This window comes from uncultured Tateyamaria sp. (genome assembly GCF_947496075.1).
GTDB lineage: Bacteria > Pseudomonadota > Alphaproteobacteria > Rhodobacterales > Rhodobacteraceae > Tateyamaria.
Genome location: NZ_CANMBJ010000002.1, coordinates 1,111,334 through 1,126,603, shown reverse-complemented (window position 1 = coordinate 1,126,603; position 15,270 = coordinate 1,111,334). Strand labels below are relative to the sequence as shown.

The window sequence follows — 15,270 nt, the reverse complement described above, 5'->3', positions numbered from 1 at the left end:
AGATCAGCCGCATTGCAGCGCCTTGGCGTGCTGAATATGACCGCGATGTGCCTCGACATAGGCGATCAAACCGGCCAACACACTCGGCTGCCCCTTGAACCCATGCCACGGCTTGAAATGCGGCACATGCAGGAAGGTCGTCGGGTCACGCTTGAGCAGGTTGGCAAAGACCGACGCCACCAGACGGCCTCCGGCCCCGGTCAGCTTGCCATCACCCTTCTCCTTTGCCTCTTGCAGGCAGTAGAACCACAGCGGCGTCTTGGTGATGCCCTTGGCCTTGAGGATCGCAGGCGGATCAATGGCATGGGTGCCCAGATGCGCCGCCAAGTGCTGACCGCTGGCCAGCTGATAGGTATAGCGATCACGCACCATGTTGCGCAGGGCCAGGTTGCGGGACTGATCCAAGGTCAGCGTTTCCTCGATATCCGCCAATTCAATCGGCGCATGGACAAAGGGCAGGTTCAAAAGCGGCATACCCAGTTTTGGCCCCACCGGCCGCGCCTTTTGCGAGGTGACCGCCCCATTCATGCCAAAGAACTTGGCATAATCGATATTCCCGCTTGTGGGCCTGCGGCCAAAGCCAAGGGTTGCAAACAGCCCCTTGGGATCGGCGCCTTCCGTCAACGCATACTCGAACTGGGTCGTGGCGTGACCAAAGCGATACCCGGCCCCGGTAAACTCCACCGGCATCACCGGCGCGTCCCAGCCAAAGGCATGGTTGTCCAGCGCCCAATCCAGGCATTCCTGCTGGACAAAGGCAGGCAGCAATTCGCACCACACGATCCATTGGTAATGCAGCCGAATGAAGCGGCGGACTTCCTCGAAGTTGGTCAGCTTGGGGCTGACATGATCATGCCAGACATGGTTGGGCAGGCCCTCATGGGCGCACGCCTTGATGTCCTTCGCATCATCGCCATCTTCGACGCGCTTGCTCATCAGGATGTTGTGCAGCTCGATGAAAATCGCCTGCACTTGGGCCACAATGATGTTCTCATCATTGCGCGGATCGCCAATCAGCGCCTTGCCCGCACAGGTCCGGGCCAGGTCACGCGGATTGTCCTTGCGACCAAAGACAAGAAACTGCTCTGCCTCGCCCTCACCATACAGATGCGGTGACGCCTCCGGCCCCGCACCATAGACGCAATCCAGATCAAGGCTCGGCGTCCGCACATTCGGGATGGTCGAAGGATCGATACGGGAGCCAAGGGCAGATGTCGCATCGAGCGTAATGTCGTGATCCACGAATTGGCCAAGAAAGGTCATGCCAGCATCCGCATGTCCGTCCTCGTTCTCGGTCGCCCCCATCGACTGCGAAAGCTCATCCAGCGCCGCAATGACATCCGCGTGGGTGATGTTCTTGATGTGAACAGGGTTCGCGGGCAAGACCCGCCCCAGTGTCTGCGCAAAGGGCCTTGAGGGTCCCTTGCCATGAATACACGTTTTGAAAAGTTGATCGAGCCGTGTCAGCCCGTGTTGTGTGCCAGCCATAATATTGGCCTCCGGTGCATGTTAAAGAAACAGAGCGCAAAATATAGCGCGTCCTGCGCAACATTATTACATCCGGACACAGCACCGGGTCAGGTCAGGCATTCCTGACCGCCACAAGTTTGGGCGAATAACCGCTCACCAAAGGCCAAATAACTCAGTTTTTTCGCAAGGATACAATCCTGAATTGAACTAAAAAACACCCCGTTTCCATAGAAATGGATCGCGTGGGGCGCCGTTCAGACCATTCGACAGCTGTTTTTAGCGGTGCGCATGCAGATATTTGACCAGCGCTTGGGTGGAGCCGTCCTTGCCATCTGCAGGCGCCGCCCCCTCGACAATGGGCTGCAAGGCCGTTGCAAGTTCCTTGCCCAACTCAACGCCCCATTGGTCGTAAGAGTTGATGCCCAGAATGACGCCCTCGACAAACACCCGATGCTCGTACAGCGCCACGATCTGACCCAGGGTGAACGGATCAAGCGTGGGATAAATCAGCGTGGTAGACGGCCGGTTGCCGGCAAAAACCCGATGCGCCGCCTGACGCTCCAACTCGTCTCCCTCGAACTTGCCGGCAATCTTCGCGCGCGCCTCATCCAGCGTGCGCCCGCGCATCAACGCCTCGGACTGCGCCAAACAATTGGCGACCAGCAGGTCATGATGATGGCGCAACTCGGGTTCATGCCCCGCACAGGCCACCATGAACTCGCAGGGAATGACTGACGTACCCTGATGGATCAGCTGGTAAAACGCATGCTGTCCGTTCGTGCCAGGTGCACCCCAGACAACGGGACCACTCTCAACCGGAACAGCACCTCCATCCATCGTCACCGACTTGCCGTTCGATTCCATCTCAAGCTGTTGGAAATAGGCAGGCAACTGCCCCAGCCGCTGATCATAAGGCAGAACGGCGCGTGACGCGTGCCCCAGCACCTGCCGATGCCAAATGCCCACGAGGGCCAGCATCAAAGGCATGTTTTCGACGCCCTCAGCAGCCCTGAAATGCGTGTCCATATCCTGTCCGCCGCGCAGGAAGGCACGGAACCCATCCGGCCCCACGGCCATCATCAGGCTCAGGCCAATCGGCCCCCACATTGAATAGCGGCCCCCGACCCAATCCTCGAAACCAAACACACGCTCCGCCGGAATCCCGAACTCGGATGTTTTCTCAAGGTTGGTCGACAGGGCCGCAAATTGCGCCGCCGGATCGCCACCATGATGCAGCATCCACGCCCGCGCCGTGCGCGCATTCGTCATGGTCTCGATCGTGGTGAATGTCTTGGACGCGACAATCACAAGCGTCGTCTTCGCATCCAGCCCGCGCAGCGTGTCCGCAATATGCGCGCCATCCACGTTCGACACGAAATGGCAGCGTGGCCCGTCATGGTAAGGCGTCAGGGCCTGAACCGCCATGGCAGGCCCAAGGTCCGACCCGCCGATCCCGATATTGATCACATCGGTGATGGCACTGCCGCGGATCTCGCCTGCATAAGCCTCCATCCGGCCAAGCGTTTCCAGAACGCCCGGCATGACATCCTCGCCATCGACCAGAACCGGACCACCATCCAGGTTCCGCAAGGCCGTGTGCAGAACGGCCCGCCCCTCGGTCTCGTTGATCTTTTCACCGGAGAACATCGCATCACGCCGTGCCGCAACGCCCGATGTCTCGGCCAGGTCCAGCAGCATATCAAGTGTTTCAGCATCTATGTTGGTCTTGGAATAATCGAACAGCATGTGCTGCGTCTGAACCGCGAACACATCCGCACGCGCATCATCGAACAGGTCCAGAAGGGCGCGGCCGGACACGGCCTCCGCCTTGGCCTTCAAAGCGTTCCACATGTCTCTTACTCCGCCCAGTGCACCGTCAGGCCGCTCATAACAGCTTTGATGGGTGCCTCAACCGGGTCGAGGCCCTCTGCGCGCTCCAACGCCGCCCGCTTCTCGGACCCATAGATCACGAGATGCTTTGCCATCGCCCCCGCAAGGGCCGGACCTGAGAACGAGATCCGAGGCTCCTGCCCCGCAACCGACACCGGCACAACCAAAGGCGCGTTATCGGCCAGCATCGTGTCCAGCCCGACAGCCCCCGGAAAAAGGGACGCCGTATGCATATCCGCACCCATCCCCAGCAACAAAAGCGAGATTGGCATCTGGTCCGCCAATTGCTCGGACAGAGCCGGAGAGGCCTGTTCAGGCGTTTGCCCGTCCCTGTAGAACGGCACGAACTTGGCCTGCGCCGCACGGCTCTGGAACAACCGATCCTTCAGCAGCTTCGCGTTCGACCTGTCGTGATCCTCCGGCACCCAGCGCTCATCGCTCAGCATGACATTGACGCGCGACCAGTCCAGATCAGCCGCACACAGACTGTCAAAGATTGGGCCCGGCGTCGTCCCGCCCGGCACAACGAAAGAGGCTGAGGGATGCACCAGCAGGCAGTTCTTCAACTCGCTCGCCAGCGCATCGGCCAGTCCCATGGCCAGCAGGTCACGGTCAGGATACTCAACGATATTCATGGGGCCACCTTTCTCCACACTCTGGTGTCGCGGGCCAGAAGCTGAACGGCATCCACTGGCCCTTCGCTGCCCGCATCATAGGTCTTCGGCACTTCCCCACGCGCTTCCCATCCATTTATGATCGGATCGGTCCAGGCCCAAGCCGCCTCGACCTCATCGCCACGCATGAACAGGGTCTGGTTGCCACGGATCACATCCATGATCAAACGCTCATACGCATCAGTCTGATCCGCGCCATCCGCCCCCAACGCCTCGGCAAAGGACATATCCAGTGGCACATCAACCAAGCGCATGCCCCCTGGACCGGGTTCCTTGATCGTTACGCCCAGCGTAATCCCTTCGTTCGGCTGCAACCGGATCGACAGGACATTGCGATGGTCCGATTGCTCGCCAAAGATCGAGTGGTTCAATTCCTTGAACACCACGGTAATCTCGCTGGAACGGGCTTTCAGCATCTTGCCCGTACGCAGGTAAAACGGCGTCCCCGCCCACCGCCAGTTGGAAATGCCCACCTTCATGGCAATGTAGCTTTCGGTGCGCGTGCGCGGGTCCCCCACCGCCTCGCGATAGCCGGGCTCGCTCTCGGACGCTTCATATTGACCGCGCACGATGTGATACGGCTCGACATCATCCAGCGCCCTGATCACCTTCAACTTTTCATCGCGCACCGCATCAGGATCGAATTTGGATGGCGGCTCCATCGCAATCAGGCACAAAAGCTGCATCAGGTGGTTCTGCACCATGTCCCGCATCGCGCCCGACTTGTCATAATATTCACCCCGACCACCCACGCCGACCGTCTCGGCCACGGTGATCTGGATGTGGTCGACATATTGCGAATTCCACAACGGCTCGAACAGCATGTTGCCAAAGCGGACCGCCATCAGGTTCTGCACCGTCTCTTTGCCAAGATAGTGATCGATCCGGTAAATCTGGCTTTCGTCGAAATGCATGGCCAGGTCGCGGTTCAGCGCCTTTGCCGAGGGCAGATCGCGGCCAAAAGGTTTTTCCACCACGATCCGGCTGTCCGCATCGGTCAGCCCATGCGCATTCAACCGATGGGCCAGATCCGCAAACAGGCTTGGACCGACAGAGAAGTAATAGGCACGCACCACATCCGGGCGGACAAGTTTCGCCAGCTCGTCCCACCCCTTGTCGCCTCGGGCGTCGATCGTGACAAACTCCATCCGCTCCAGGAAACCGGCTAGCGTGCCCTCTTCACAGCTGTGGATCCCACCAAACTCTGCAATCGCCTCGGCCACGAACTCGCGGTAGGCCGCACTGTCCATATCACCGCGTGCGGCACCGATCACCCGGGCCCCCTTGGGCATTTGCCCTGCACAAAAACGGCGGAACAGACCCGGCAGAATCTTGCGGCGTGCAAGGTCTCCTGTGCCGCCAAAGATCACCAGATCAAACGGATCGACCGGGATAACGCGCGATACCATGGCAAGGCTCCCTCTTGCATGCCTAGAAAATGTTTGCGCTACCACTAGCAGATTCAAACAGATACTCAACGCCCGATGCTGCACCTGCATCACACGGTCACATATTTCTATCACAAAGCCGTCAATGGGACACAGTCCGCTTTCACCTTGCCGCCGCGCGACATAACTCTACGCTCGGACCGCACAGAAAAAGACGGAAACAGGCGATATGAAAGACTTGGCAAATCCGGGCAAGTTCCAGGATCCCCATGTAACGGCCAAGGGCGAAGCGCGGGCAACGGTTGCGCTGACCCATCCCGAAACCCTTTGGTTCAACACCGGCACGCTGTGCAACATCGCCTGTGCCAACTGCTATATCGAAAGCTCGCCCACCAACGACGCGCTGGAATACATGACGGCGGATGAGGTCTCCGGCTATCTCGACCAGCTTGAAGACCGCAAATGGAACGTGCGCGAGATTGGCTTTACCGGTGGCGAACCGTTCATGAACCCCGCCTTCCTCGACATGGTCGAACGGTCGCTGGATCGCGGATACGATGTTCTGATCCTGACAAACGCCATGGCCCCAATGATGCGCCCAAAGGTCAAGGCAGGCATCGTGCCCTTGGTCGAAACCTATGGTGACAAACTGACCTTCCGCATCTCGCTCGACCATCACGCAGCCGCTGTCCACGACACGGAACGCGGTGTCGGCACCTTCGCGAAAACCCTGCGCGGCGTGGATTGGCTGTCGTCCATCGGGGCTCGACTGGCTGTCGCGGGCCGGATCGAAATGGCCGAAGACGAAAATGAGGCACGCGCCGGATATGCCGCGCTCTTTGCCAAACACGGCTGGGACATCGACGCCCAAGACCCTGGCATGACGGTCCTCTTCCCCGAAATGGACGCTAATGTCGAAGTGCCCGAAATCACGACCGCCTGCTGGGGCATCCTGAACAAACATCCCGACGCGGTGATGTGTTCTTCCTCCCGCATGGTGGTCAAACGCAAAGGGGCCGCAGCCCCCGCCGTTCTGGCCTGCACCCTCCTGCCCTACGACCCGCAATTCGAGATGGGCGAAACGCTCGCGCAGGCCGAGGCGGACGTTTCTCTGAACCACCCGCATTGCGCCAAGTTCTGCGTCCTCGGCGGCGCCTCCTGTTCCGCCTGAGCGGGACGCATCCCGGGTCCGGCGGGTGGGCGAATTTGCGCAAGCAAAGAGTGCACATGACGGACAAAAACCGACAATGGTTAACCGCTGCACGCACCTTACCAATGGGTTAATGGGCCCCGCGCATCCAAAAGACGCAGTTTTCCCGCCAAAATGTGCAGTTTCGAAAATTGATACCGAAATCAGGTCAAAAACGACCCCGCAAGATGCGCAGTTTGCGTCTCAAAACACGCAGTCTGGTCGATCAGCCGCCCGTCGCACGCCACCGCGCGCGCCATTTACCTCTCAGTGCAGCGTGAATTCACCCGTCACATTCCGCCACTCCCCCGGTGCGATCATCTTGCGATGGGTGAAGCGCACCGAATGCAGTGCGCCCTCGATCTCGGTCTTCCAGAAGTCGATGAATTTGAACAGGCGCGGGTGGTCCGGCGCGAGGTCATAGTCCTGCCAGACAAAGGTGTTCAACACGTGCCTGTAATCCGGCATGTGATAGATCATTTCGGCCGTTGTCAGGCCATATCCTTTCAACATCAGTTCCGTTTCGGTATCTGCCATGTTTCGCCTCCGTTTTTTGCCTTGTTGGTCTAGCAGAACGGATCGAGTATTAATTTTCAATAAAAACAGTATCTTGGCACCAGACACAGCAGACTGCTAACAACCATCGCCTCCGCACCATTGCACCCTATCTGCGCTTTCTGATAGACTGCACCGCAATATATAGCGCACGCGACAGAACGAGCAGATCAACGTGAACGACACGCCCCAACCTCCTGAAAACGATGATGAAATGATGCCCGAACGGCCAGCCTATGATGGCCCCTCGGTCTCGATCGAAGACGAAATGCGCACGTCCTACCTGGACTATGCCATGTCTGTCATCGTGTCCCGTGCGATCCCCGATCTGCGCGACGGCTTGAAACCAGTGCACCGCCGCATCCTTTACGCGATGCATGAAACCGGCAACACGCACGACAAATCCTACCGCAAATCCGCCCGCCCCGTGGGCGATGTCATGGGTAAATACCACCCCCATGGCGACAGCGCGATCTATGACGCCTTGGTGCGCATGGCGCAGGACTTTTCGATGTCCCTGCCGCTCCTCGACGGGCAAGGCAACTTCGGCTCCATGGACGGCGACAACCCCGCAGCCATGCGCTACACCGAAGTGCGGATGGACAAACCCGCCGCCTTTGTTCTGGCCGACATCGACAAGGACACCGTTGATTTTCAAGACAATTATGATGGCAAGGACCGCGAACCCACCGTCCTGCCATCGCGCTTCCCGAACATGCTCGTCAACGGTGCGGGCGGCATCGCCGTCGGCATGGCGACCAATATCCCACCCCACAATCTGGGTGAAGTGGTCGACGCCTGCCTTGCCCTGATCGAAGACCCGGACCTGTCGTCCGAAGCCTTGATCGACTACGTGCCTGGCCCCGACTTCCCGACGGGCGGCATCATGCTGGGCCGCTCCGGCGCGCGCAAAGCCTATCTCGAAGGGCGCGGCAGCGTCATCGTCCGGTCCAAAACACGGGTCGAAGAGCTGCGCAAAGACCGTTACGCCATCGTCATCGACGAGATCCCGTATCAGGTGAACAAGGCCACGATGATTGAACGCATCGCCGAGGCTGCCCGAGACAAGCGGATCGAGGGGATTTCCCACGTTCAGGACGAATCCGACCGCAACGGTGTCCGCGTCGTGGTCGAGCTGAAACGGGATGCGACTGCAGAAGTCGTTTTGAATCAGCTATTTAGATTCACGCCAATGCAAACCTCCTTCGGCTGCAACATGCTGGCGCTGAACGGCGGACGCCCCGAACAACTCACGCTTCGGCGCTTCCTGACCTCCTTCCTCGACTTCCGCGAAGAAGTGGTGATCCGTCGTACTGCCTTCGATCTGCGCAAGGCTCGCGACCGCTCACACATCCTGTGTGGTCTCGCAGTGGCGGTCTCAAACGTGGACGAAGTTGTTGCCACTATCCGTTCCTCCGCCGACGCCGCAGAGGCGCGCGCCAAGCTGATGGAACGCCGCTGGCCCGCAGCAGAGATCGAAAGCTACCTCCGTCTCATCGACGATCCACTGTCGAAGATGCACGATGATGGCACCTATAACCTGACCGAAATCCAGGCCCGCGCGATCCTAGATCTGCGCCTGCAGCGCCTGACCCAGATCGGGGTCAAGGAAGTCACTGACGAACTTGAAGAACTGGCAGCTAAGATCCAAGAATACCTCGATATTCTTGGAAGCCGCGAACGAATCATGGGCATCATCTCGAACGAGCTAACCGAGGTGAAGGAGCTCTTCGCCGTGCCCCGCCGTACCGAGATTGTCGACTGGTCCGGAGACATGGAAGACGAGGACCTGATCGAGCGCGAGGACATGGTCGTGACCGTGACCTCCGGCGGTTATATCAAGCGCACCCCGCTTGCCGATTTCCGCAGCCAGAAGCGCGGTGGCAAAGGTGTGTCGGGCATGCAGACCAAGGAAGAGGATGTGATCACCACCCTCTTCGTTGCCAATACCCACACGCAGCTTCTGTTCTTCACGACCGACGGGATGGTCTACAAGCTCAAGACATGGCGCTTGCCGCAGGGCGGCCGCACGTCCAAGGGCAAGGCCATCGTGAACATTCTGCCCATTCCCCAGGGGGTTAGCATTGCCGCCATCATGCCAGTCGACCGGGATGAAAAGGAATGGGACGACCTGCAGGTCGTGTTTGCCACCTCTGCCGGGACCGTGCGCCGCAACAAGCTGTCTGACTTCACCAACGTCATGCGCAACGGCAAGATCGCCATGAAGTTCGAGGACGAGCACGCGGAGACAACCCTGATCAACGCCCGCATCGCATCGAACGACGATGATGTCATGCTGGTCACCAATTCCGGCCGAGCCATCCGTTTCCCGGCAACCGACGTGCGCGTGTTCAACAGCAGGAACTCGGTGGGCGTGCGTGGTGTCAAGCTTAGCGGGTCGGACAACGTCGTATCCATGTCGATCATACGCCACTTCGATGCAACCAGCGATGAACGGTCGGCCTACCTCAAAATGCGCCGCGCCGTCGCCGGACTTGCCGACGATGGCGAAGCCTCCGATGAGGAAGAAACCAACGCCAACGCAACCATCAGCCAGGAACGCTATGCAGAAATGTCTGCGGCCGAAAACCTGATCCTGACGATCACGGCGCAAGGATCGGGCAAGCTCAGCAGCAGCCATGACTATCCTGTCCGTGGACGCGGCGGTTTGGGCGTGGCGGCGATGGACAAGGCCATGCGCGGCGGCGACATCGTTGCATCCTTCCCCGTCGACTTGGATGACCAGATCATGCTCGCCACATCCAAGGGTCAGTCAATCCGCGTGCCCGTGGATGGCATCAGCTTCCGCTCGCGCAACGCTGGAGGCGTACGCGTCTTCAACACCGGCAAGGGCGAAGAAGTCGTCAGCGTCGCATGGATCGCTGATCAGGGCGACGAAGAGGAAGAAGGCGGCGAAGGCTGATCTTCAGTTCAGCGGCGGCAGAACATCTTGTAACGGGATCGGCGTGTACCACAGCGTGTCGATCTCGGCCTCGCGCACGGCATCGCAGTGCGGTATGTCACGCGCCATGTCCACGACGATGGCATAGCTCTCTTCCATTAACGGAATGTGTTCGGCGCAACTTGGGTACACATCCACGTCGTGCTCGCAAATGTGCGCCCGCAGCCGCTCTGCGCGTACAAATGGGCACAAGATATCTCGTTCAAAGTCTACGCTTTCAGCGGCCTTGACCCACTGCGGTGTCGCACCATCCTTTTGGGCATCATAGTAGGTCTGTACTTGCCGGGTTTTTGACAAAAGATACAAATCGAGCCCTCGAACAATGTCACTTTCATAGACAAGCGCGTTTATTTCGGCGTCTTCGTAAGCGTAGTACTGACTGAAATCGCTTTGGATATGCGCGCTCGCATATCTGTGCCAAAAGTCGCTTGAGTACGGTGCAGCATGAAGCCTGCGAACTGAAAAGTCGCGCTTCTGTTTGGCCAGAGCCTCAAGCCGCTCTGCCTTGTCCACCTCGCTTTCATCGCTGTTCACGCGCCGTGTCGTCGCGCTGCCGTCTGCGTTAAAAACGGTGATCCACGGCAGTTCGAATTGAACATCCTCAACCATGTCCAAAAGGCGAAGATTGAGCGGGTCCATTTCAAGGAACGCAAGACTGCGCTCAAGATGAGCCCGTCGCATCTTGTTTTTCATGTTGCGGCGCTTGTGGTAGAGGCCGAAGCGGTTTTGGAACGTGCTCGCCCACCTGTCCAGATCCATCAGTTCATACAGATCTGGTTCCATGCTCACGAACGCACTTTCGATCCAGTCCAATTGAGCTTCGGACACTGTGTCATGGCCAAAATTGTTCATCATGTTCAGCAATCTGACCGTTACCATGTCCGGATTGTCGGGGTTGTAGTCCGGCCACTCAGCGATGTCCTGGTTTCTTACGTCGCCATAAACCGTCTGCCCGTACATCAGGCACAAGGTCCGCGCCTCGTCCGAGATGCGAGTGGCATATTCCTGGCAAAAGGTGGCTATCGCCTCCATTCCGTAGCGCCCAACAAAATCATATGCACGTTGCAAGGTGCCCCAATTCGGATGACTGTCCATGACACGATTCACGGCAGCGACAGGATCACCAACCTGTTTGTCATAGCCATACATGACAATCACAGCATCAGAGGCCGGGATCAGACCGGGTGCCGCGGCATAGGCAAACCGGGCATGCAGCACGCCTTGGTCCCGCATCTTGCGCGCGACATCATAGCTCCAACCGTTGCGGCTTGACGCGATGGCGCCTGCAGCATTCCAAAGGCTCCAGGCTCGGGCAATCCGCGCATAATGATTGCCTGTGTCCCGGTTCAACCACTCCTTCACAAAGGTGGTTGTTTTCGGGTGGCTGCGCGACAATACGATAAACAAATCGCGCATGTCATCCGCGCTCAGATCATCCCGTTCAAAGCGCTGTTGTGCGTCTTTGATAAATGCCTGAACGGCGATGAAGTCACCGTCCTGAACCTTGTCAAAAAGCTGCCGATCAAGCGATGGCTCTGCACTTGCTGCAAAGCCAAAGACCATCAAAACCAACGCCAGAATTGCGCGCATCACAGCCACCTCTCAATACTATCAAGAGTAGTATCGTGGCCGATTGCGACTCAGCTGGGCCCACACTTGGGCGATGCTGTGGCGCAGAACAGTTCTACAGCCTGTAGATGCCCGCGAACTTGTTCCGAAGATATGCGACCAGAGGCTCTGGGCCGGGGCTGCGCCCGCCGGCACGTTCGATCACCTCGCGCGGCTCATACAGGCTGCCATGGGTTTGCAAATTGTCGCGCAGCCACGCCGTCGCCGCCGATGTATCCCCTTGTGCCAGCTGCGCATCAAGGTTCGGCACGGCGGCACGCAAAGCCTCGTGCAGGCACCCGGCATAGACATTGCCCAAGGAGTAGGTCGGAAAATATCCGAACAATCCGACGGACCAATGCACATCCTGCAAAACACCATTTGACGGTTTGTCGACCGCATACCCGAAATCGGCCTCGAACCGATCATTCCAAGCGGCTTCCAAGTCATTGACGCTCAGGTCCCCAGACATCAGCGCCCGCTCCAGATCAAAGCGCAAAAGCACATGCAGATTGTACTGCACTTCGTCCGCTTCGGTCCGAATATAGCCGTTCGAGACCATATTCACCGCAGCAAAGAACGCATCCTCCCCCTCGATCCCGAAATCCCCGAACGCATCCCGCATCTGACCGTAGAGCCACCCGGTAAAGGCACGGCTGCGGCCCAACTGGTTCTCGTAGATGCGGCTTTGGCTCTCATGCACTCCCATCGACACCCCGCGCCCCAGCGCGGTCATCAGATAGGCATCGTCGATGTTCTGCTCATAGCAGGCGTGCCCGACCTCGTGGATGGTCGAGTAGAAGCAATTGAACGGGTCTTCGAGGTTGGTGCGCGTCGTGATCCGCACGTCTGTGCCCGACCCGGATGAGAACGGGTGTACTGCCTTGTCGATCCGCCCATGGCCCATGTCATAGCCGAATGTCTTGGCCAACAGCGTGCTCAGCCGAAGCTGCACCACGTCGTCAAATGTCCCGGTGACTCCATCGGGCGCAGGGCGCTCCAGAATGGCCGCGCGCAGGGATGTCAGAGCGGGCCGCAGTGCCCCAAACATCGCTTCCAGATCCGCGCCCGTGGTGCCCGGCTCGTAATCCTCAAGCATCGCATCATACAGATCGCCGCCATTGGCCAGCGCCGCACCTTCTTCGCGTTTGAGGGTGACAACCTCCTCCAGCACAGGCGCGAACGCCTTGTAATCATCCGCTTCGCGCGCCTCGGCCCATTTGCCTTGTGCCGTCGACGTCACCCGCGCGATCTGGGCTGCAAGATCGGCCGGCACCTTCGACGCCCGGTCATAGCTGCGCTTGATCTCGCGCAGCTTCGCCGCACCCACCTGGTCCAGCACGCCCCCTTCAATCGCGGCCAACCATTCACCCACCTGCGGATCAGTCCGGCGGGCATGCAGAACGCTTTCCATCGCCGCCATTTCCTCGCTCCGTTGAGCAGCAGCGCCGCGCGGCATCATTGTCTCCTGGTCCCAGCCCAGACGTCCCGCAACCTGCCCCAAGGCCTGTGTCGTGTGATCAAAGGCCAAAAGGTCGTCAAACGCTTTCATCAGGAAGTTCCTCGAATGGATGTGGCAATGGGATAGGCCGACAGGAAACGGGCGCGCAGGATCAGCGCCCACAGCACCACAGCCAGGAATTGGTGCAGGATCGCCACTTGCCAAGGTGCCCCATAAAGCACGGTCGCGATGCCCAGTACGACCTGCAGGCTCATCGCTGCAAAGACGGCATTGAAAGCAAAGCGCGTGTTCTCATGCGCCGATCTGCGTCCGCGCAACCAGACCACCACTGCAAAGGCAAACAGCAGATAGCCGGTCACGCGGTGGATAAACTGGACCAGCCCGGGGCTTTCAAAGAAATTCCGCCAGAAGGGTTCAAACACAAAGGCACTGGCCGGGAACACCTGCCCGCCCATCAGCGGCCAATCGGTATAGGACCGCCCGGCATCAATGCCCGCCACCAGCGCCCCAATCAGGATTTGCAGAAAGGCAAAGTGCATCAGTCCCGTCGACATCGAAAACAGCTTGGCCTCTTTCGACCGGCGCGCCTGCATCAGATCCCGCTCGGACCGACCAAGCAGGTAGGTATACCATGAAATGAAACCCAGAATGACAAAGGCAAGGCCCAGATGCGTGGCAAGCCGGTAGCTGGCCACATCCACCATGCCCTCGCCCTGGGTCACACCGCTGGCAACCATCCACCAGCCAATGGCCCCTTGCAGGCCACCCAGAACACCCAGCCCCAACAATCGCGGCGTCCAACCCGTGGGTATCTGGCGGCGGATCAGGAACCAGAAAAACCCGATGGCCCAGACCAGACCAATGACCCGACCCAACTGCCGGTGCCCCCATTCCCACCAGTATATGACCTTGAAATCTGCGAGCGTCATCCACTGGTTCTGGATACGAAACTCATCAATCTGCTGGTACAGGGCAAACTCCGCCTGCCAATCCGCTTCGTTCAGTGGCGGAATGGCCCCGGTAAAGGGACGCCATTCCGTGATGGACAGGCCGCTATCGGTCAAACGGGTCAAGCCACCTACTGCAATCATCACGACCACAAGGGCAAAGAGGATCATCAACCAGACGCGAATGGCACCGCGCGCACCGCCCCTGCCCTTGTCGATGACCCCGGTTTCAACCACCTGTTTTTCAGTGGTGCCAACCTCTTCGAAAATGCTGCGGTTCTTTGCCATTTCAGCCTCGGGTTTCTGTGTCGACGCGCAACCTAGGCCCGCCCGTAGCCAAGGTCCAGCATCACTGACGCGACGCCCAGCGGACCATCTGACGCAGCATGCCATGCAGGGTCTGTACGTCGGCACGTGTCAGGGGCATCCGGCTCCACAGATTGCGCAGGTTCATCTTCATGCTTGGCGCCTTGTGCTCGGGGAAAAAGAACCCGGCGTCCTCCAGCCGCTCCTCGAAATGACGCGCCAAGTGGTCAATCTCATGGCCGTCGGCCCAGTCCGTGCCTGCCATCTCAACCACGCGATGTTCTACCTCTGCACTCGCACGCATCCACTCATAGCCCACCAGCAACACGCATTGGGCCAGGTTCAGCGACGGAAACTCGGGGTTCACAGGCACCGAGATCAGGGCATTGGCCTGCGCGATATCCTCGTTCTCAAGGCCCGCGCGTTCCGGGCCGAACATCACGGCCACATGCTGGCCCTCGGCAATCCTGCGCGCCGCGTCCTGCATGGCCGCCTCGGGGCTCAGGACATCCTTGGTCATGTCCCGCATCCGCGCCGTCGTGGCATAGACAAAGCTGCAATCCGACAGGCTGCCCGCCACGTCCGGATGCACCGTGGCTGCATCCAGCACACGGCCTGCCCCGCTGGCCATGGCCACCGCTGCCGGGTTCGGCCATCCATCGCGCGGATCAATGATGCGCATCCGGTCCACGCCAAAGTTCAACATCGCCCGGGCCGCAGCCCCGATGTTCTCGCCCATCTGGGGACGCGTCAGTACAAATGTCGGTGTCATGGCGCGCCATCTACCCCGCGACGACACACCCGACAATCCCTTTCACT

At 59.2% G+C, this 15,270-nt stretch carries 11 protein-coding genes; 2 read left to right on the top strand and 9 right to left on the bottom strand.

The features are described from left to right. Window positions 1-3: 3 nt before the first annotated feature. The 4 genes from Q1A51_RS09570 to zwf all read right to left on the bottom strand — a co-directional run bounded on the left by Q1A51_RS09570 (window position 4) and on the right by zwf (window position 5,443). On the bottom strand, window positions 4-1,383 hold the full coding sequence (locus Q1A51_RS09570) for a peroxidase family protein (protein WP_299596810.1): 1,380 nt from the start codon (window positions 1,381-1,383) through the stop codon (window positions 4-6). 363 nt (window positions 1,384-1,746) lie between these two features. After that, window positions 1,747-3,321: a glucose-6-phosphate isomerase gene (gene pgi / locus Q1A51_RS09565; protein WP_299596813.1), complete on the bottom strand. Its 1,575-nt coding sequence runs from the start codon at window positions 3,319-3,321 to the stop codon at window positions 1,747-1,749. Between the two features lie 5 nt (window positions 3,322-3,326). Beyond that, the gene (pgl, locus tag Q1A51_RS09560; RefSeq protein WP_299596816.1) at window positions 3,327-3,995 is read right to left on the bottom strand and encodes a 6-phosphogluconolactonase; all 669 of its coding nucleotides are present in this window, start codon (window positions 3,993-3,995) and stop codon (window positions 3,327-3,329) included. Continuing rightward, the gene (zwf, locus tag Q1A51_RS09555; RefSeq protein ID WP_299198708.1) at window positions 3,992-5,443 is read right to left on the bottom strand and encodes a glucose-6-phosphate dehydrogenase; all 1,452 of its coding nucleotides are present in this window, start codon (window positions 5,441-5,443) and stop codon (window positions 3,992-3,994) included. The genes pgl and zwf overlap by 4 nt, the downstream gene beginning before the upstream one ends. 208 nt (window positions 5,444-5,651) lie before the next feature. On the opposite strand from zwf, the gene Q1A51_RS09550 reads away from it, so the two are divergent. Further along, window positions 5,652-6,593, top strand: coding sequence for a radical SAM protein (locus Q1A51_RS09550; RefSeq protein ID WP_299596820.1), 942 nt, complete (start codon window positions 5,652-5,654; stop codon window positions 6,591-6,593). A 285-nt stretch (window positions 6,594-6,878) separates the two neighbouring features. On the opposite strand, the gene Q1A51_RS09545 is transcribed toward Q1A51_RS09550, so the two are convergent. Next, a complete protein-coding gene (locus Q1A51_RS09545) occupies window positions 6,879-7,148 on the bottom strand; it encodes an usg protein (RefSeq protein ID WP_299596822.1) in 270 nt (89 codons plus the stop codon). Window positions 7,149-7,380: 232 nt separating this feature from the next. On the opposite strand from Q1A51_RS09545, the gene gyrA reads away from it, so the two are divergent. Continuing rightward, window positions 7,381-10,089 (top strand): DNA gyrase subunit A, encoded by a 2,709-nt coding sequence (gene gyrA / locus Q1A51_RS09540; RefSeq protein ID WP_299599629.1) that lies wholly within the window; start codon window positions 7,381-7,383, stop codon window positions 10,087-10,089. 3 nt (window positions 10,090-10,092) lie between these two features. On the opposite strand, the gene Q1A51_RS09535 is transcribed toward gyrA, so the two are convergent. The 4 genes from Q1A51_RS09535 to Q1A51_RS09520 form a co-directional block, all read right to left on the bottom strand. After that, entirely contained in the window at window positions 10,093-11,718 is a 1,626-nt protein-coding gene (locus tag Q1A51_RS09535; protein WP_299596825.1) for a hypothetical protein, read from the bottom strand. A 94-nt stretch (window positions 11,719-11,812) separates the two neighbouring features. Further along, a complete protein-coding gene (locus Q1A51_RS09530; protein WP_299596828.1) occupies window positions 11,813-13,288 on the bottom strand; it encodes a carboxypeptidase M32 in 1,476 nt (491 codons plus the stop codon). Then, the gene (ctaA, locus tag Q1A51_RS09525) at window positions 13,288-14,433 is read right to left on the bottom strand and encodes a heme A synthase (protein ID WP_299596831.1); all 1,146 of its coding nucleotides are present in this window, start codon (window positions 14,431-14,433) and stop codon (window positions 13,288-13,290) included. The genes Q1A51_RS09530 and ctaA overlap by 1 nt, the downstream gene beginning before the upstream one ends. A 61-nt stretch (window positions 14,434-14,494) precedes the next feature. After that, entirely contained in the window at window positions 14,495-15,223 is a 729-nt protein-coding gene (locus Q1A51_RS09520) for an RNA methyltransferase (protein WP_299596833.1), read from the bottom strand. Window positions 15,224-15,270: the final 47 nt, after the last annotated feature.

Bases quoted from the DNA above. Each gene is read 5' to 3' on its own strand.
- pgi (WP_299596813.1), bottom strand. From the start codon at position 3,321: ATGTGGAACGCTTTGAAGGCCAAGGCGGAGGCCGTGTCCGGCCGCGCC.
- pgl (WP_299596816.1), bottom strand. From the start codon at position 3,995: ATGAATATCGTTGAGTATCCTGACCGTGACCTGCTGGCCATGGGACTG.
- zwf (WP_299198708.1), bottom strand. From the start codon at position 5,443: ATGGTATCGCGCGTTATCCCGGTCGATCCGTTTGATCTGGTGATCTTT.
- Q1A51_RS09550 (WP_299596820.1), top strand. From the start codon at position 5,652: ATGAAAGACTTGGCAAATCCGGGCAAGTTCCAGGATCCCCATGTAACG.
- Q1A51_RS09545 (WP_299596822.1), bottom strand. From the start codon at position 7,148: ATGGCAGATACCGAAACGGAACTGATGTTGAAAGGATATGGCCTGACA.
- gyrA (WP_299599629.1), top strand. From the start codon at position 7,381: ATGATGCCCGAACGGCCAGCCTATGATGGCCCCTCGGTCTCGATCGAA.
- Q1A51_RS09535 (WP_299596825.1), bottom strand. From the start codon at position 11,718: ATGCGCGCAATTCTGGCGTTGGTTTTGATGGTCTTTGGCTTTGCAGCA.
- Q1A51_RS09530 (WP_299596828.1), bottom strand. From the start codon at position 13,288: ATGAAAGCGTTTGACGACCTTTTGGCCTTTGATCACACGACACAGGCC.
- ctaA (WP_299596831.1), bottom strand. From the start codon at position 14,433: ATGGCAAAGAACCGCAGCATTTTCGAAGAGGTTGGCACCACTGAAAAA.
- Q1A51_RS09520 (WP_299596833.1), bottom strand. From the start codon at position 15,223: ATGACACCGACATTTGTACTGACGCGTCCCCAGATGGGCGAGAACATC.